This window comes from Amycolatopsis iheyensis, from assembly GCF_024703995.1.
GTDB classification, from domain to species: Bacteria; Actinomycetota; Actinomycetes; order Mycobacteriales; family Pseudonocardiaceae; genus Amycolatopsis; species Amycolatopsis iheyensis.
Map to the genome: position 1 here is coordinate 117,212 of NZ_JAMXQV010000030.1, position 18,169 is coordinate 135,380.

Here is an 18,169-nt window from a genome sequence, read left to right on the forward strand (position 1 = left end):
GCTAGAAGGGGAACACCGCCCGAAAGGCCGCCGCGATCGGTTCGAGGTCGGCCACGAGGCGGTCCAGCTCCTCGGGGCCGAGCGCGTCGTACGGCGCCTCCGCGAGCCGGTCGGTCAGCGCCTCGACCCGCTCCTTCGTCGCCCGGCCGGCGGGGGTGAGCCAGCCGTCTGTCTCGATGAGTCCCCGGGCGCGCATGCCGTCGACGACCGCGGCCAGCTGTGCGGCGGGCAGGTGGTGGACGCGGCCGAACTCGTGGGCGGGCATGCCGATGGACAGGGCGTGGAGCACGTGGGCCTCCGTGCCGCCGATGCCCTCGGCCAGCAAGGCGGCGATGTGGCCGTCGCCGCGGTGCTCACGCAGCAGGGTCGCCGCGTGCCACAGCCGGGCCACGGGCTCCTCCGGCACCGGCACCGCGCGCAGGGCGGCGTAGAGGGGACGTCCTTCCACGCGAGCGCTGGTCGCCGCACGCAGCAGCAGGTCGGCGGCCCGCGCGACACCCGGGGCGTCGGCGAGCTCGCCGAGGATCCGCCGGATCCCGGCGACACAGCCCCGCTCGCGAGCCGCCAGCGCCGCTTCGGGCGTGGTCAGCTCCCAGATGCGCGGGATGTGCCGGGCCACCTCACCGGGGGCGAAGTTGTAGAAGATCGCGTGGACGACGTCGGCGGGCACGTCGCGGCCGAGCGGCGCGGCCCGGCCGGCGAAGTAGGCGTCCCACGGGTGCCGCAGGCCCAGCGCCATGAGGGCCTCGTCGGACTCGTCGGCGAAGTAGGGGACGAGACCGAGGGGCTCGACCAGGTCGTACATGCGGCGGGCAACGGGTTCGGGGTGCGACATCTCGTCTCCTGCGTGTTCCGGCGCGGTGCCCTCGTGGCGGCCGCTCACCCTGGCTACGAACCGCCGGCCCCGGATTCGACATCCGTGCTTCGGAAAGTTTCGAAGCCCCGTTCCTCCGGGGAGGAACGGGGCTTCACTTCCAGGTCAGGGCCGGTGCGGGGGCATCAGGAGAGCCGGGCGACCTCCTCGTCCGTCAGCGCCTTGCCGGCCACGGCGACGTCGTCGACCGCGCCGCGCCAGAAGTCGACGTTCTGGCCGTTGTACTTGGCCCGCCCGACCGTGAACGCGCCGGTGCCGGCGAGGGCCGGCCCGGCCGGTGCCGTCGCGACCTTCACGCCGTCGACGTACAGCCGGATCTCGTTGCCGGCCCGCACCCCGGTCAGCTCGTACCAGCGGCCGATCTCCGGCACGACCTCGTACCGGGCCCGGTTGCCGCCAGGGGTGCTGAACGCGAACGCGCCCTGGCCGTACTGCAGGTAGAACGGGCTCTCCTGCGCCCGGCCGTCCTGGCTCACCGCGGTCGCGTAGTTGCCGGGAAGCTCGTCGAGCCGCACCTTCGCGGACACCGTGTAGTCGCCGGTCGTGTCGACGACCGGGCCGTAGGTGTCGGCGGAGCCGCCGGAGAACTGCAGCGCGCCGTCCTTGAAGGCCGCCCCGGCCGGGGTGAGCGTCAGCGGGTTGTTGCCGCCGCTCGAGTCCTTCGCGGTCGTTCCGCCGCGCTCGTCGAGGTGCCACGCCCCCTTGCCCGCGTACGGGTAGGGCTTGCCCGCGTTGGCGCCGGCCTCGATCACGCGCCGGTTGATCTCGCGGACCGGACCCGGGTCGACCTTGATCCGCTTGCGGTCGTAGGTCCAGAGCCCGTTCAGCTCGCCTTCCAGGTCGGTGACCTGCGTGTAGACCGACGCCGACAGCTCGGCCCTGGCCTGCCCGAGGTAGAACGTGCGGGTGTTGTCGACGTACTTCGCCGTCAGCGCCGCCTTGTCCTGCACACCGCTGTAGATCGCGATCGGCGCACCCGGCCACTGGTGCCCCGGCGTGCGCAGCGTGAAGCCGCCGTGCTCGCCGTCCATCGCAACGCGCTTGCCGTCCGAGTGCGCCGGGTCGGTGTTGTTGTAGTCGTGGTGGTCGATGACGTCACCCGCGCCCGAGTCGCCCTTCGAAGCACAGCAGTTCACCCCGCTGTGGGCGTTGACGATCCGGCTCGGGTCGGCGGCCTTGACCTGCTCGGTGATCCGGCCGGTCGCGGCCTTATCCCACTCGCCCCAGCCCTCGTTGAACACGATCCAGGCGTAGACCGACGGGTAGTTCTGCAGCTGGTGCATCTCTTCCAGGCCCTGGCTGAGCCACGCCTGCTGCGCCGCGGGGTTGTTGCCGTCATCGAGGGACACGAAGTCCTGCCACACCAGCAGCCCGAGCTGGTCCGCGTGGTAGTACCAGCGGGCCGGCTCGACCTTGATGTGCTTGCGGACCGCGTTGAAGCCCAGGTCCTTCTGCGCCTTCAGGTCGAAGACGAGGGCGTCGTCGCTCGGCGCGGTGTTCAGGCCGTCCGGGTAGAAGCCCTGGTCCAGCTGCATCAAGGAGAAGAACGGCTTGCCGTTGAGCGTCAGCTTGGGAACACCGTTGACGTTCGTGATGCCGGTGGACCGCATGCCGAAGTAGCTCTTGACCTTGTCCCCGCCCAGCTTGATCTCCAGCTGGTACAGGTACGGGTCGTCCGGCGTCCACAGGTGCGGGTTCGGCACCGCCAGCTTCAGGTTGGAGTTCGCCGGGCCGCTGACCGTGCCGACCTGCCGGCCGCGCGCGTCCTTGGCGACCGCCGTGACGGTGGCGTTGCCCGCCGACTTGACGGTGAGCGCCAGCGAGCTGGTCGTGAGGTCGGGCGTCGTCTTGATCTCGTCGATGCCCTTGTCCGCCACCGGCTCCAGCCACACGGTCTGCCAGATGCCCGACGACGGCGTGTAGAAGATCCCGCCGGGGTTGGGGGACTGCTTGCCCTTGGGCTGGTACGGGCCGGTCGTGTCGGTGACGGCGACGACGATCTCCTGCTCGCCCCCGCGCTTGAGCGCGTCGGTGATGTCGGCGCTGAACGCCGTGTACCCGCCGGTGTGCTCCGCGACGAGCTTGCCGTTCACCCAGACCTTGGCCTGGTAGTCGACCGCGCCGAAGTTGAGCTTGAGCCGCTGGCCGCCGCCGATCTTCCAGTCACGGGGGACGGTGACCGTGCGGCGGTAGAACATGTGGTCCTCGTGCCGTTCGAGCCCGGAGAGCTGCGACTCGATCGGGTAAGGCACGATCACCTTCTCGGGCAGCCGCTTGCCGAACGTCGGCTGCTGGCCGTCCTTGGCGGCCGAGAACTCCCACGGGCCGTTGAGGTTGACCCACTTGTCGCGCTCGAGCTGGGGTCGCGGGTACTCCGGCAAGGGGTTGCGCGTGTCGACGTGCTCGCCCCACGGCGTCCGGAGGCGTTCGGTCGACGCGTTCGCGACGAGGCGCCCGGCCTTGCCGACCTTCGTGCCGTTCACCGCGAGGGCACCCGCGCCGTCGTAGTACATCGTGACCCGCTGGCCCTTCAGGACTTCTTCGGCCAGCCGGATCGTGGCCCGGGTGCGGGACGTCGCGATGGACGCGATCGGCATCGGCGTGGCGTCGACCTCGATGCGCAGGTGGTCCTGCAGGTCGCTCGCCCCCGAGACCCGGCCGTCGAAGTCGGCCGTGAGGGTGCGCCCGTCCTCGGCCACGTCCGCCGTGCGCGGCACGACCGCGAAGTCGGCCGGTGGCGTGAACGCCGACAGCGGCACGATCTGCTTCGCGATGGCCGCGCTCGACCAGCGCAGGAACATGTTCGCGCCGCCGGTGTCCTGGAACATCTCCAGTTTGAAGTCGTACTGCTTGCCGGCGGTCAGCGTGACCGGCGCGCTGGTCTGCTCCTTGTCCCAGTCGCCGACCCAGTGGTCGATCACCGGCGCGCCGTCGAGGAACAGCCGGAAGCCGTTGTCGCCGATGGCGTAGAACGTGTAGTCGCCGGTCTGCGGCACGGCGAGCTGCCCGGTCCACCGGGCGGTCGTGTTCTCGGTGCGCCCGGCGACCAGCCCGAAGACCGAGGTCAGGTCCGCGTGGTCGACCTCCCCGTCGAGCGCGGTGCCGGCGAGGTTCGCGAAGTCGTGCGCGCCCGGCGCCGACGGCGTGAAGTACTCGGCCTTCAGGCCGTGCACGGGCTCGGCGGCACCTGCGGGCGGCGTTCCCGACGCCACGCCCAGCCCCACCAGCAGGGCGAGGAGGACGGCAGCGGCTCTTCTCATCGGCGAGACCCTTCATTTTTACAACGTTGTAAAACGCTCTGAAGCGATACAATCAGACAACTCAGACCCCTCACTACCGCCGAACGGCGGTATCTCGACGGCCAACTGCCAGGGCAACTGTGCGTAGTTGCGGACTGTGCGGACAGCGGAGGGAAAGCGTCCGGTAAGGCGGATCGGATCCCTTGGGCGGACACGTCGGGAAAAGGGGAGACATGCGACTGGTACGGATGGCCACGGCGCTGCCGGTGGCGGGTCCGGGGACCGCCGCCCAGGACGGGTTCGCCAAAGCTGTCTGGCGGACCTACGGCAACGCACGGGTGGAGCTGCCGAACGGCGGCCGCGTCTGCTTCCAGGACCGGGCACCGACGGTCTGAACGGCCTGTGACCGCCGGTGCCCGGACGTGAAAGGCCGCTCGGGCTGGTGGGGGCTCAGCTGTAGGTCACCTGGGTGGTGCCGGTGGTGGTGTTGTAGGTGATTCCGCCGTGCTGGAAGGTGTTCCGGCGGCCGCCGGGCACGCCGTACTCGTCGCTGGTGGGGTAGCCGAGCGCGCTGCGTTCCCAGCCCAGCGACGCCCACTTGTCCCGGATGGCCCCACCGATCGACCACGCTCCCGTGCCGGCGGTCCAGTAGACCGAGGCGGAGTTGGTGAAGTGGTTGTAGCGGCCCACTCCGTCGGGGGTGCTCGTTTCGTCGGTGGTGGGGTAGCCGAGGCCGCGTTCCCAGCCGAGGGCCGCCCACTTCTTGCGGATCTCGCCTTGGACGCTGTGGGCGCCGGTGCCGACCGTGTAGTAGACCGAGGCGGAGCCGGTGAAGTGGTTGTAGCGGGCGACGCCGTCGGGCGTGCTCGTTTCGTCGGTGGTGGGGTACCCGAGGCCGCGTTCCCAGCCGAGGGCCGCCCACTTCTTGCGGATCTCGCCCTGGACGTTGTGCGCACCCGTGGCCGGGGTCCAGTAGATCGACGCGGCCGCGCTGAAGTGGTTGTACCGAGCCGTGCCGTCAGGAGTCGCGGTCTCGTCGGTGGTCGGGTAGCCCAGGCCCTTTTCCGCGCCGAGTGCCCGCCACTTCTGCCGGATTTCGCCTTGCACGCTGTGCGCTCCGGTGCCCGGCGACGTGTAGATCGAGCCGGCGGCGAAGTCGTTGTAGCGGCCGACGCCGTCCGGCGTGCCCGTCTCGTCGCCGACCGGGAACCCGAGCGCCCCGCCGGGCCCGCCGAGGCGCTGGTAGGCGGTCAAGAGGTCGCCGTGGACCGCCCACGCGCCGGTGTTCGGCGCGTAGTCGATGACACCGCCGGTGTACTTCTGCTCCCAGCCGCCGGCGACCGGGGTCTCGGCGCCGACCGGGGCGCCCAGGTAGGACGCGGCGCCACCCAGTGCGGCGTAGTGCTCGGCGATCTTGTCCGGACCGCTGCCCAGCGCGGCCGCCCGGACCTGGTCGGCCGTGCCGTTGAAGTAGTCCTGGTCACCGGGGAAGACGCCGGAGTCGGCGTACTGCCAGAAGGTGTACGTGGTCCAGCCGCCGGGGATGGTGCCGGGGTCGGTGCCGTTGTGGGCGATCCACAGTGGACTGTTCACGGCGGTTCCGGCGGCCCCGCCGGTGCAGTTGGCCCACCAGCCGTTGGTCGTGTAGATCGCCGGCCAGCGGTTCGTGCGGTCGTGCACGGTGGTGGTGAAGTCGGTGATCCACGCGGTCAGCTGCGCCGGGGTCAGGCCGTAGCACCAGCCGGCCCAGTCGGCGGTGCCGTACGGGTTGTACTCGATGTCCAGCACCGGCGGCAGCGTGTGCCCGTCACCGACCCAGCCGCCGCCCTGGCCGAGGAAGTAGGTGGCCTGCGCGACGCCGGAGGAGGTGTCGGGCAGCGCGAAGTGGTAGGCGCCACGCATCAGGCCGGCGGCCGCCGAACCGGCGTAGCCGGCGGCGAACTGCGGATCGACGTAGGTTGTTCCCTCGGTGGCCTTCAGGTAGGCGAAGGTCGCGCCGTTGTGGACGGCTGTGGTCCAGTCCACCGAGTTCTGCCAGTGGCTGACGTCCATGCCCGGCGCGTTGCCGGCCGTGGCCGAGGCGGTCGCGCGGGCGACGCCACGGGCCGCGCCGTGGCCTTCGACGCGGTGCACCATCGAACCCATGAAATCGGATTCGGGGTGAGCCGGCGTGGTGCTCGCTCGGGCGTGGGTGGTGCTCAACAGCATTCCCGCCAGCAACGCGGGCACCACGACAAGAGCGCGTACCACCATGAAGTCCTCCCCGGTTCGATCCAGCCGGGACTGTAACCGACGGTTTCCCGGCCGAAAAGACCCGAGTCCGCGATCGCGGGAAACGTCTCGTTGGGCAATTTCTCACTTGGCAGGCGCGCCGTTTGCGGAAAGCCGCCGCGGTGGCCGGCCGGGTACCCCTCCCGGTGGCCGCCTTGATCGGCGAAGTAGCATTTGGAGCTCTCCTTCCCTTTTGGTAAAGGAATTCCCATGTCTTCGACCGGTACTGCGCCGGCGCCGGTTTTCGACCCGGCGGCCGCCTTTCCGGAGGCCGGTGTCCTGCGGTCCGCCGCGGAAGCGGGCGATTGGCCGACCGTTTCGGGGTTTTTCGCCCGGTTCACGTCGCCGGACGAGCGCAGTTTCGGTGTCACGACCACGATGTCGGTGCCGGCCGCCGAGCCGATGCTGCGCGCCGTGGTCGAGCGGGAGCCCCGCGCGGAGCCGGCCCGGGTGCTGCTCGCTGCCCAGTACGTCCAGCGGGGGTGGACCATCCGGGGCACCGGCCCGGCCGCCGGGGTCAGCCGCGACCAGTTCGCCGGGATGCACGAGTGGCTGCGGCAGGCCGAGCACCTCCTGATCGACGTCACCGCCCGCGAACCCGCGAACGCGGTGGCCTGGTGGCTGCGGCTCATCACCGCGCGCGGGCTCGGGCTCGGCCAGAGCGAGGCCCGGCGCCGGTATGACCGGCTGGCCGCGCACCACCCCGGTTTCCTGGCCGCGCAGCGGAACCTGCTCCAGCAGCTCAGTCCCAAGTGGGGCGGCTCCTGGGACGCGGCGCACGCCTTCGTCCGCGAATGCACGGCGGCGGCGCGGCCCGGCGACCCCCAGGGCGTCCTGGTTCCGGAGCTGTACCTGGAGCGCTGGCTCGAGCTCGGCCCCGAGGCGGGCGGTGACTTCCTGCGCGGGCCCGGAATCCGCGAAGAGATCGCCGCCGCCGCGGCGACGTCGGTGCTGCACCCCGCCTACCGGTCGCGGTTCGGCTGGGTCGTCGCGCACAGCACGTTCGCGATGGCGTTCAGCCTGATCGGCGACCTGCCGCGCGCCGCCGTGCACTTCCGCGTGCTCGGCGGGCGCGCCAGTGAAGGTCCGTGGCACTACTTCCCCGACCCGGTCGCCGCGCACGCGCGGCACCGCGACCGCGCCCTCGCGAAAGGCTGAACCGTGCTGTCCACCTTCGAGGTCGACGGCGTTCCCGCCGTGACCGCCAAGAGATCCGGCCCGCTGACCGCCGGCCTGGTCTTCCGGGTCGGCCAGGCGGACGAGACGCTCGCGACGGCAGGCGTCACGCACCTGGTCGAACACCTCGCGCTGCACCGGTTCGGCGTCGGCGAGCACCACTTCGGCGGTGCGACGGGCGCGGACCACACGTTCTTCGAAACGACCGGTTCGGAGGCGGAGGTCGTCGCGTTCCTCGCCGGTGTCTGCGCGTCGCTGAACGACCTGCCGTTGGACCGGCTGGAGACCGAGAAGTCGATCCTGCGTACCGAGGAGTCCCGGCGCGGCGCCGGGCAGCTGGCCCGTCACCGCTACGGGGCACAGGGCTACGGCCTGCCGGACTTCCCCGAGCTCGGTGTTCCCCGGCTCGGCCCCGCCGAGGTCGGCGGGTGGGCCCGCACCTGGTTCACCCGCGACAACGCGGCGCTCTGGGTGGCGGGGGAGCGCGTCCCGGCCGGGTTGCGGCTGCCACTCCCGGCCGGCGTGCGCCGTCCGGTGCCCCCTCGGCCCGTGGTCCTGGGCTCCGGTCCCGCCTACTTCTCCCATGGTGTGGGCGGTGTCGCCTTCAGCACGGTGGTGCGCCGGGGACCCGCGGCCCAGGTCTTCGCGAAGGTGCTCGAGCGGGAGCTGTTCCGCGCGCTGCGGCAGGAGGGCGGCTACTCGTACGAGGTGACGACGTCGTACCGGGATCGTGGCGACGGCCTCGCGGAGATCGTCGGGCTCGCCGACGCCCTGCCGGACAAGGATGCCGCGGTGCTCGGCGGTGTCGTCGACGTCCTGGCCCAGTTCAAGGTGGGCCGGATCGACGCCCGTGACGTCGAATCGGTCCGCGCGCAGGCGGAGTCGGCGCTCTATGGCGCGGACGCGGTCGCGGCGCGGCTGCCCGCGCACGCGGTCGCGCTGCTCTCCGGGGTTTCCCTGCCGAACCCCGAGGATCGGATCGCCGAACTGCGCGCGCTCGGCGTCGCGGACGTCCACGCGGTCGCCGTCGAAGCGTGCGGGGCGATGCTGCTGCAGGCGCCACACGGGCGGTCCGCGGACTGGGCCGGGTACACGGCGGTCCCGGCCTGCTCGCCCGCGGCGGTCACGGGAACCCGCTTCGCCGCCCGCGACCGGGCGGACTGCCACCTGGTCGTCGGCGCCGAGGGCTGCAGCCTGCACACGCCGGAAGGGGCGTCGACGGTGCGTTTCGCCGACTGCGTGGCGATGCTCGCCTGGCCCGACGGCGGCCGCCGCCTGATCGGCGCGGACGCCCGCGCGGTCCAGGTCGACCCGACCCTGTTCACCGGCGTGACCCCGGTGGTGACGGCGGCGATCGACGCGGCGATCGGTCCACATCGGACGCTCCCGCAGCCGGCACGGGCCACGCCGGCTCCGGCGCCCCGGCCGTCGGCAACAGCGGGGAAACGTGCGTCCCGGCCCCTTTTCGTCGTCGCGGCGGTGTTCGGCGTGATCGCGCTGCTGGCCACGGCGGGCATGGCGATGGAGCCACCCGAAGCCGGGGGCTGGGTCGGGGCGGGGTTCCTGTGGCTGCTCGCCGGGCTGTTCGTCTTCACGGGCGTGCGACGCCGGCGGATGTGAGGATTCGGTCTCGCGGTCAGCGCGTCCGGACGAGCCGGCGGCGCCTGCGAAAAGCCGCGGCTCATCGAAAGACTGCCCGCGCGGTTACGCTTGTGCGACAGCGAACTACGACACGGTCAGTTCGCCGGTCGGCGCCGCGTCGCGGGTGCCTGAACAGTGTTCGGCACTCGTGCCCGGCGCCGCGGTCGAGAAACCGGAGAGGCAATCAGGGTTTGCGCTTCTGTGTCACGTCACGAACTTGATGGACTCATCGAGGAATTTCGCCTGGTAAAGATCTCCTTGCCGCCCGTTGGCGGTGAACAGGTCCGAGGTGCTCTTGAAGTCGACGTTGGTGAACACCCGGACGTTGTGGCCGGTGAGGTTTTGCGCGGACCTGGCGTTGCGCCAGACGCACAGGCCACTGCCGGTTCCGCCGCCGCGGAACTCGTAGCACGTCGGCTGGGTCGGACCGAGATTCGGAATGTCGCCGACGGCGAAGTCGGAAACCGCCCCGCCGGACACGCCCGTGGGGTAGTAGAACAAGCAGAACTCCCCCTTGTCGCAATGGCCGTCCCGCGCACCGGTCGCGTGGGCGGTGCCGGCCAGGGGGACCGCCAACCCGAGCACGGCGCCGACGACTGCCACCCGCCTGGCCACGCGCACCGTTGCCGCGACACCACCGGACTTGCCGATCGATGAACGCATCCTGCTTCCTCCCTTCGGACCGGCGGCGTCCCAGCCGCCCGATCGACCATCCGGACACGCTCGGCGTGCCGGGCCGTTCAGCCGCCGACTGCGCGACCACTCAAACGGCCGATTCGCAGCTGCTGTTCGGGGCCGCGACCTCGGCTTCGAAACCCGGCTCCGGCACGGTGCCGACGCCGAGCGGCGGGCCTGTCCGTCGGACTGGTCGCGACGCCCACCACGTCACGGGCACCGGCCACAACCCTGCTGCAACCAGGGTGCGGTACGCATGCCGGGTGGCGCGCTGCCCGCGGGCCCGGACGCAAGGGGACTTCGATGAGATCAGCGGTGCTCGTGGTCGGTGTGCTCCTGCTCGGCCTGGGTACGGCGGCACCCGCGGGAGCCGTGGCTGCCGGCTGCGGGCCCGCGTCGGTGTCGGTCGCCGACCGGACGCTCTACGAAGGCACCCCGGCCGCGGGGGAGCCCAGCCCGGCCACCACCTTCACGTTCACCGTGTCCGTCACGGCGGCCGCGGGCTGCGCGCCGACCGGCTCGGTTTCCTACCAGACCGAAGACGGCTCGCCCGGTGCGACCGGCCAGGCCGACTACGTTCCCGCCGCGGGACAGCTGAGCTGGAACGGCGACTCCAGCCCACGCACCGTCGCCGTCCAGGTCGTCAAGGACGCCGCCGGGGAGCCGAACGAGCCCTTCCTGCTGCGCCTGTCCGACCCGGTCGGCCTGGTACTGGCCGACGACCTGGCCGCCGGCGGGATCCTCGACGACGACGGCGTCGGCGGGCCCCCGGTCGTGGTCTCCACCGACGGCGGCAAGATCTGCTGGAAGGTCTGCTCGGTCGGAGTGGGCCTGGGCGGCCCGGCCAAGGCACCGGTCACCGTGCACTACCGCACCCTGCCCGTGGGCAGCGGCGAACCGGCGTACGTGCCGGTCAAGGACGCGACGGTGACGATCCCGCCCGGCGCGTCCGGCGGCGGCGCCGTGGTCGAGCTGCTGCCCGCCAAGCCCGGCCAGGGCGAGTCCCGGTTCGTGCTGGAGCTGGTCAGCACGTCGGCCGGCAAGCTCGGCGCCGCGCGGACGGAGGTGACGATCAAGCCCGGCGGTTAGCCACCTCGCGGGCCTCGGCCGTCGCGTTGGCCTGGGTGTACAACGCGGCGGCCGTGGCCCGGTGCCGGGCCGCGTCGGCGGGCCGGCCGAGCCGCGCTTCCAGGTCGGCGAGGTCGCGGTGCAGGTGCGCCTGCTCGTAGCCGTCGGGAACCGTGGCCCGCACGGCCAGCCCGCGTTCGAGGTGCTCGCGTGCGGCGGCGAGGTCACCCGCCCCGAGCCGCGCCCGCCCGAGGTGCTCCAGCGCGGCCGCCTCGCCGTGCCGGTCGCCGACGTCGCGGCTGAGGTCCAGGGCCTGCCCGAAGTGGTCCGACGCGGTGGCGAAGTCGCCGCGGCCCAGGTGGACCCGGCCGGTGTCGAGCAGTGACTCCCACTCCAGCCAGCGGTCGCCGAGCACGCGGCTGATCGTGAGGGCCTCGCCGAGGCTCGCCAGGGCCGCGCGGTGGTCCCCGCGCTGCAGGTGCGCCTCGCCGAGCGTGTCGAGCGTGGCGGCTTCCAGCCGCGCGTTGCCCAGCGCGCGGAACGTCGTCAGTGCCGCCGTCAGCGGATCCAGGCTCTCCCGGGCCCGGCCCATCCGGACGTAGGTGTGGCCCAGGTTGCGCTGGGACAGCGCGTGCCCGAGGTCATTGCCTGCCGCGGCGTTGCGGGCCACCGCCAGCCGGTGCGCGGCGATGGCCTCGTCGAAGCGGCGCAGTTCGGCGTAGGCGTTGGCGGTGTTGTTGTGGATGTGCCCTTCGCCCTGCACGTCCCCGGCGGCCCGGGCGGTCCGCAGCGCGGCCGCGTTGGTCTCCAGCGCCTCCGGCAGCCGCCGGGTCATGAAGTACGCGACGCCCAGCGCCCGCAGCATCTCCGCCTCGGCCAGCGGGTCGCCGAGCCCGGTCGCGGCGGCGGTGCCCTCGCGGCACAGCTCGACGCGGGTGTGCCAGTGCCCGGCCGTGTCGTAGAAGCTGGTCAGCAGGTACGTCAGCTGCCACGCGGCCTCGGCGCGGCCGTGCTCGCGGGCGAACCGCACGACCGGCAGCAAGTTGTCGCGCTCGGCGGTGAGGAAGGTCAGCGCGGCGTGCCGGTCGGCGCCGACCGGCACGTCCGGCGCGGCGAACCGCGGCGCCGGCGTGACCAGGTCGCGGTTCGGGTCGATGGCCCGGTTCGCCGCCGCCGCGGCCACCAGGTACCAGTCGACGAGCCGGTCGGCGATCTCGGCGTGGGCGGCCGGGGGTTCGTCGGCGCGCGCGCACTGCCGGGCGAACTCGCGGATCAGGTCGTGGAACCGGAACCGGCCCGCGCCGGCGGCCGTGACGAGGTGCGTGGCGGCGAGCCCGGCGGCGACGCGCTCGCCGTCGCCACTCGGCACCTCGCAGAGCGCGGCCCCGAGCGCGGCGCTGAAGGTGGCACCCGGGCCGAGGGCGGCCCGGCGGAAGAACCGGGCCTGCGCGGCGGCCAGCGGCCGGTAGGCGGTGGCGAGCACGGCCCGGACCGTGCGGGAATCCCCTTCCACGGCCAGGGTTTCCAGCCGCCCGGCCCCGGCCAGCTCGGCGGCGAGCTCGGCGATCGGCCGCTTCGGCGCGCCCACCAGCCGGGCGGCGGCGATGCGCAGCGCCAGCGGCATCCCGCCGCACAGCCGCGCCACCCGCGCGGCCGGTCCCCGCTCGCGCCGCACCCGCTCGGCGCCCAGCACCCGGTCCAGCAGCGCGACGGACTCGGCGTGCCCGAAGGCGTCCAGGGCGATCGGGCGCACGGCGTGGCGGGTGCTCAGCGCGGCGAGGTGCTGCCGGCTGGTGACGACCAGCAGCGCCGGCCCGGTGCCCGGGATGAGCGGCAGGACGTCCTCGAGACCGGCGACGTTGTCGACCACGACCAGGCACCGGCGTCCGTGCAGCAGCGACCGGTACAGCGCGGCGCGTCCGGCCTGGTCGCCCGGGATGTTCTCGTCGGGCACGTCGAGGCCGCGCAGCAGGTGCGTCAGCGCCCGGGCGCCCGGCAGCGGCTCGTCCGGGTCCTCGCCGCGCAGGTCGAGGAACAGCCGGCCGTCCGGGAAGCGGGCGGCGACCCGGTGCGCCCAGTGCAGTGCCAGCGCGGTTTTTCCCATGCCCGCCGCCCCGGACAGCACCACCACCGGCCGCTCGGGCTCCTCGAGCACCGCGTCGAGTGCCGCGAGCTCGGCTTCGCGTCCGGTGAAGTGCCCGACGCCCGCGGGCAGCTGCGAGGGCCCGGTCGTGGCCGGGCGCGGGTCGAGGCCGGGGTCGCGCCGCAGGATCGCCGTGTGCAGGGCCAGCAGTTCGGGACCGGGGTCGACGCCGAGCTCGTCGGCCAGCCGGCGGCGCAGCCGCTGGAAGGCGTCGAGGGCGTCGGTGTGCCGCCCGCAGCGGTACAGCGCGAGCAGGTGCAGCCCGGTCAGCCGTTCCCGGCTCGGGGCGGCGGCGAGCAGCCGGGGCAGCTCGCGGACGGCCTGTTCGTGGTGCCCCAGCCGCAGTTCGGCGTCCCAGAGGTCTTCCACCGCGCCCAGGCGCAGCTCGTGCAGCCGGTCCACCTCGCGCCGGCCCCAGCCGGAGGGTTCGGCGTCGGCGAAGGCGTCCCCGCGCCAGAGGGCGACCGCCGCGCGCAGGGTGGTGGCCGCCTTCTCGGCGGCGCCGGCCGCGAGGTCCGCGGCGCCCGCGCGGACCTGCTGCTCGAAGCGGTGCGCGTCGACCGCCACCGGCGGGACGGTCAGCAGGTAGCCCGGCTCACGGGTGACCAGCACACCCGGGAACCCGCAGCCCTCCAGCGCCTGACGCAGCCGCGCGACGTGGCTGTGCAGCGTCTTGACCGCGGTGCGCGGCGGGTCCTCGCCCCACAGCACGTCGACCAGCCGCGGGATCGGCAGCACGGTGCCCGCGTGCAGCGCCAGCACCCCGAGCACGACCCGCTGCCGCGTCCCGTGCAGCGTCGCCGGCCCCGCCGGGCCGACCGCTTCGACCGGGCCCAGCACGCGCAGCTCCCCGGGTTGGGACACCCCCCGCTCCTTCCCACGCGGCATCACCGCTCAGCGAGCCTAACCAGCGCGAAGGACGTGCGAAAACAGCCAACCAGCTGATCCGCGGGTGCATCGACAACCGGTTCACAACCGGGCGCGGTGACGCTCGGTTCCCGTCCCCGTTCCGACTCTTGTGAGGGAAAACCGGATGAGCACCAGACCGCGGCCCCGGCGCCGCAGACCGTTCACCGCCGCGCTCGCCTTCGCCGCCGCGGCCGCGTTCCTGCCCGTGGTCCCCGCGGCGGCGGCCCCGGCCGTCGCACCGCCGCCCACGTCGCCGTGCGGGCCGCTCGACGTCGCGTTCGTCATCGACGACACCGGCAGCATGGGCCCGGCGCTGACCAACATCAAGAACGAGCTGGGCAACATCGCCACGGCGGTGCAGACCAACTCCGGCAACGACTACAAGCTCGGCCTCGTCACGTTCAAGGACGACGTCACGGTCCGGACCGATCTCGCGCCGCTCAACCTGGGCGCGGTCACCCCGCAGATCAACGCGCTGACCGCGACGGGCGGCGGCGGTGAGCCCGAAGCGTCCGACGAGGCGGTCAACACCGCCGTCAACAACTTGCCCGCCGCCGGACGCCCCCAGACCGGCAACTTCTCCGGGACCTGGCGCACCAACGCCACGAAGATGGTCATCCTGGTGACCGACGCCCACCCGGGCGGCTTCGACGACACCTTCACCGCGGCCGACCAGGCCAACGCCCACCTGCGGGCGGTGCAGGCGGCGAACAAGGGCATCAAGGTCTCGGCGGTCTACGTCCAGACGAACACGCTGCCCGGCATCTCGACGATCATGCAGGACTACGCCACCACCACCGGCGGCACGTACGCGGCGACGCCGGCCAACGGCACGGGTGCGGGCGCGGCGATCCTCGACGCGCTCAAGAACTGCCGCAAGACCGACGTGTTCATCAAGGACGCGCCGGCCGACACCGGGGTCGCGCCGCACGGGCTGAACCCGATCTGGACGAGCCCGGACATCCGGGTGTGCCCGTCGCCGTCGCCGTGCGCGGGGATCAACCCGGTCATCGGCGCGACGAACTACGTGGTCGTGTCGCTGAACAACCCGGGCCCGGGCGGGTCCGGCGCGTCGACCGGCCACGTCGAGGTCTCCTACACCGCGCAGGGCGGCGCGGCGCTGTGGCCGATGGACTGGACGCCGATCGGCTCCTCGGCGACGGTGACCGTGACGCCGGGCTCCACCCAGGTGGCGATCCCGTGGACCGCGGTGCCCGGGCCGGGCCACTTCTGCCTGCTCGCCCGGTGGATCTCGGCGACCGACCCGATGACCTACCCCGAGCTGACCGGCTCCAACACGCTCGTCAACACGCGGAACAACAACAACATCGCGTGGCGCAACGTGGACACGGTCAAGCTGAAGCCCGGCACGCCGGTGACGCACCCGTTCACCCTCGGCAACCCGGTCCTCGAGCGGGCCACCACGACCGACCTGCTCTTCACCCAGCCCGGCAAGCCGTTCGCGGGCGGCCCCGGCAAGGTGGTCGTCGACCTCGGCAAGGTGCTGGCCGAGCGCTGGCGCCAGAGCGGCCAGAAGGGCGTCGGCGTGCGTCCGGTGGGGGAGACGCAGGTCGAAATCGCCGGCGGGCAGCAGGCGGTCCTGCAGGGGCTGGTGATCCAGCCGAAGGAACGCCTGGAGACGGCGGTGACGTTCACCGCGACGGACGCGGCGGCAGGCGCCGACTTCGTCTTCCGCGTCTCCCAGTCCAGCGGTGACGAGGACCTCGGCGGCGTCGAGTTCCAGCTGTCGGCCGAGCGGTAACCCGACGATGATCTGGGGCCGTGGTGCGCACCGCGGCCCCAGGTCGACAGCCGCTCGCGCTAGTTCTTGAGCCGGCGGCTTCCTGCGTGCCAGTCCTCGGTCTTGCCGGGTTCCTGTGTCGTGACACCGAAGGACGGCAGCTGGGGACGTTCGCGCAGGCCGCGCTTCGACTCGGCGAAGCCGGGGAACCGGGCCAGCCCGACGACGTGGTCCCACAGCTGTCCGGCCTCCTCTTCGTCGGGCAGCCGACTGATCACCGGCCCGAAGAAGGCGACACCCGCCGGGGGTTCGAAGTGGACGATGGGCGTCCCGACGTCCTTACCTGTCAGCGAAAGGGCCTCGTCGGACTCGGTCTGGATCCGGGCGTCGCGCGAGGTGTCGTCGAGCGCGTCGGCGAGGTCGGGAGTGCCTTGCCAGCCGGGCGTCTTGCCCTCGTCGGGCCCGGTTTCGAAGATGCGGGCCCCGAAGGCGGCGTACAGCGGGCCGATCGCCGCACGGCCGTGCTTCTCCCGCGCCGCCGACGCCACCCGCAGCAGCCGCAGGCCCGCGGTGTGCTGGGCGGGGGTACTCCGGCGGGAAGTGGGTGTCGTAGTCGCGCTGCGCCTGGACCAGCCGGATCCACTTGCTCGTCATCCACGCGAACGGGCAGATCGGGTCGAAGTAGAAGTCGATGTCGGCGGTTTCGGTGCTCATGCCACGGGTAGGGGCGTGCTTGCTTCGGTGAGTGCGGCCAGTACGGCGGTGACGGCGGGCGGGTCGGGTGGGTCGCCGTAGGTGGCGGCGTGGATTCGGCGGTGGAAACCGGTGAGTTCGGTGACGTGGACGTCGGGTCGGCGGTGGGCGCGCAGCGCGAGCCCCGGCAGCGTGGTCACGCCGCTGCCGGCGGCGACGAGGGCTTGCACCACAACCATGTCGTCGCTGAGTGAGGCGATGCGGGGCGTGAAGCCCTCGTGCCGGCACACCGCGTTCAGCTCGCTCTGGCACCGCTCGCAACCCCCGATCCAGGCGGAGTGACGGTGGTTCGCGAGGCTGTCGCCGGGTCGCCGGCTGACCAGGTAGATCGGGTCGTCGGCGATGTGGACCAGGCGGAACTCCTCGTCCTCCACCTGGGTGTCGGCGTGCCGGAAGACGAGGGCGATGTCGATCTCGCCGTGGCGCAACAGCTGGAGCGCCTCGACCGGGTGCTGCTCGATCAGGCTCAGCTCGATGCCCGGGTGTGCCCGCGCCAGCGTGGCGACCGCCGCGGGCACGATGGTGCTCAGCGCCGAGGCGTTGGCGGCCAGCCGGACCCGCCCGGCCTGCAGGCCGACCTGTGCCGCGAGCTCGTTGGCCGCGGCGTCGACCCGGCCCAGGATCTCGGCGGCCCGGTGGGCCAGCAGCTGCCCTTCCGGCGTCAGCCGGACGCCACGGCCGATCCGCTGCAGGAGCCGGACGCCGGTGGCCGCCTCCAGGCGGGACAGGTGATGGCTCACCGAGGGCTGGGAGTAGTGCAGCTCCTTGGCCGCTCCGGTCACTGACCCGTGTCGGGCCACCGCGGCCAGGACCTTCTGTTTCATGCTGGGCGCAGACAGGGCATGACAAGGACGGCAATGCGGGTGATCGGCGACATCACGATCTCGGCGGACGGGTACTCGGCCGGGCTCAACCAGACCGAGGAACGGCCGTTCGGCGGCGACGGCGGCGACGGCTGGGGCGACCGGCTGCACGCCTGGTTCGCCGAGGCTCCGGACGAGAACCGGGCGGAGATCGACCAGCTCGGCGCGTACGCGGCGGTCATCATGGGCCGCAACATGTTCGGCCCGGTGCGTGGCGAGTGGGACCGGCAGTGGAACGGCTGGTGGGGAGACAACCCGCCGTTCCACGTCCCGGTCTTCGTCCTCACCCACCACGCACGCCGGCCGCAGCCGATGGAGGGCGGCACCACCTACCACTTCGTGACCGACGGCATCGAGTCCGCACTGGCCCAGGCACGCGCGGCGGCCGGCGACGGCATCGTCAGCATCCTGGGCGGCGCGACCACCATCAACCAGTACCTCGCCGCCGGTCTGATCGACGAGCTGCGCCTGCACATCGCGCCCCTCACCCTCGGCGCCGGGACCCGGATCTTCGACGGTGTCCCGCCGCTGAAGCTGGACCAGGTGACGGCGCGGACGACGAGCCTGATCACGCACGTGACCTACCGAGGGCTGTCGTGACACCCAGGCCTCGGCCGGCTCCCTCCTGAGTTCCCACGGCCGTCGGAGGAGCACCACGTCAACTACCCGCTCTACATCGATCCCGACGAGGGTCTGTCAAACGAGCGGTGTAACTCGGGTTGAAAGGATCTACTTGCGTCCGGCGGCCAGGCGGCCGTCGAACGCGATCTCGAACGCGTTCAACGCGGGTTTCCAGCGCATCGTCCAGCGTTTGCG

At 72.5% G+C, this 18,169-nt stretch carries 13 protein-coding genes; 6 read left to right on the forward strand and 7 right to left on the reverse strand.

What is annotated here, in order from left to right:
* Position 1 precedes the first annotated feature (1 nt).
* Together M8542_RS40855 and M8542_RS40860 are read right to left on the reverse strand one after the other, a co-directional pair.
* Complete coding sequence (locus tag M8542_RS40855) at positions 2 to 835, reverse strand: SCO6745 family protein (RefSeq protein ID WP_257925753.1); 834 nt, start codon at positions 833 to 835, stop codon at positions 2 to 4.
* Between the two features lie 164 nt (positions 836 to 999).
* Positions 1,000 to 4,134 (reverse strand): LamG-like jellyroll fold domain-containing protein, encoded by a 3,135-nt coding sequence (locus tag M8542_RS40860; protein WP_257925754.1) that lies wholly within the window; start codon positions 4,132 to 4,134, stop codon positions 1,000 to 1,002.
* Positions 4,135 to 4,346: 212 nt separating this feature from the next.
* Here M8542_RS40860 and M8542_RS40865 point away from each other — a divergent pair, with 212 nt between their 5' ends.
* A complete protein-coding gene (locus M8542_RS40865; RefSeq protein WP_257925755.1) occupies positions 4,347 to 4,508 on the forward strand; it encodes a hypothetical protein in 162 nt (53 codons plus the stop codon).
* A 55-nt stretch (positions 4,509 to 4,563) separates the two neighbouring features.
* Here the strand turns inward: M8542_RS40865 and M8542_RS40870 are convergent, their stop codons facing one another.
* Positions 4,564 to 6,366, reverse strand: a complete 1,803-nt coding sequence (locus M8542_RS40870; RefSeq protein WP_257925756.1) for a GH25 family lysozyme — start codon at positions 6,364 to 6,366, stop codon at positions 4,564 to 4,566.
* Positions 6,367 to 6,594: 228 nt separating this feature from the next.
* Here M8542_RS40870 and M8542_RS40875 point away from each other — a divergent pair, with 228 nt between their 5' ends.
* Together M8542_RS40875 and M8542_RS40880 are read left to right on the forward strand one after the other, a co-directional pair.
* Positions 6,595 to 7,542, forward strand: a complete 948-nt coding sequence (locus tag M8542_RS40875) for a tetratricopeptide repeat protein (RefSeq protein WP_257925757.1) — start codon at positions 6,595 to 6,597, stop codon at positions 7,540 to 7,542.
* A 3-nt stretch (positions 7,543 to 7,545) separates the two neighbouring features.
* Entirely contained in the window at positions 7,546 to 9,180 is a 1,635-nt protein-coding gene (locus tag M8542_RS40880) for a peptidase M16 family protein (protein WP_257925758.1), read from the forward strand.
* 225 nt (positions 9,181 to 9,405) lie between these two features.
* Here M8542_RS40880 and M8542_RS40885 read toward each other — a convergent pair whose 3' ends face one another.
* Positions 9,406 to 9,864: a peptidase inhibitor family I36 protein gene (locus M8542_RS40885; protein ID WP_257925759.1), complete on the reverse strand. Its 459-nt coding sequence runs from the start codon at positions 9,862 to 9,864 to the stop codon at positions 9,406 to 9,408.
* 315 nt (positions 9,865 to 10,179) lie between these two features.
* Here M8542_RS40885 and M8542_RS40890 point away from each other — a divergent pair, with 315 nt between their 5' ends.
* Positions 10,180 to 10,965 (forward strand): Calx-beta domain-containing protein, encoded by a 786-nt coding sequence (locus tag M8542_RS40890; RefSeq protein ID WP_257925760.1) that lies wholly within the window; start codon positions 10,180 to 10,182, stop codon positions 10,963 to 10,965.
* Here M8542_RS40890 and M8542_RS40895 read toward each other — a convergent pair.
* Complete coding sequence (locus tag M8542_RS40895; RefSeq protein ID WP_257925761.1) at positions 10,949 to 13,951, reverse strand: AfsR/SARP family transcriptional regulator; 3,003 nt, start codon at positions 13,949 to 13,951, stop codon at positions 10,949 to 10,951. The genes M8542_RS40890 and M8542_RS40895 overlap by 17 nt on opposite strands.
* 169 nt (positions 13,952 to 14,120) lie before the next feature.
* On the opposite strand from M8542_RS40895, the gene M8542_RS40900 reads away from it, so the two are divergent.
* Positions 14,121 to 15,758, forward strand: a complete 1,638-nt coding sequence (locus M8542_RS40900; RefSeq protein WP_257925762.1) for a vWA domain-containing protein — start codon at positions 14,121 to 14,123, stop codon at positions 15,756 to 15,758.
* Between the two features lie 59 nt (positions 15,759 to 15,817).
* Here the strand turns inward: M8542_RS40900 and M8542_RS40905 are convergent, their stop codons facing one another.
* Complete coding sequence (locus tag M8542_RS40905; protein WP_308210326.1) at positions 15,818 to 16,285, reverse strand: mycothiol-dependent nitroreductase Rv2466c family protein; 468 nt, start codon at positions 16,283 to 16,285, stop codon at positions 15,818 to 15,820.
* 162 nt (positions 16,286 to 16,447) lie between these two features.
* Complete coding sequence (locus tag M8542_RS40910) at positions 16,448 to 17,314, reverse strand: LysR family transcriptional regulator (RefSeq protein WP_257925763.1); 867 nt, start codon at positions 17,312 to 17,314, stop codon at positions 16,448 to 16,450.
* Between the two features lie 18 nt (positions 17,315 to 17,332).
* On the opposite strand from M8542_RS40910, the gene M8542_RS40915 reads away from it, so the two are divergent.
* Positions 17,333 to 17,953, forward strand: coding sequence for a dihydrofolate reductase family protein (locus M8542_RS40915; protein ID WP_257925764.1), 621 nt, complete (start codon positions 17,333 to 17,335; stop codon positions 17,951 to 17,953).
* Positions 17,954 to 18,169: the final 216 nt, after the last annotated feature.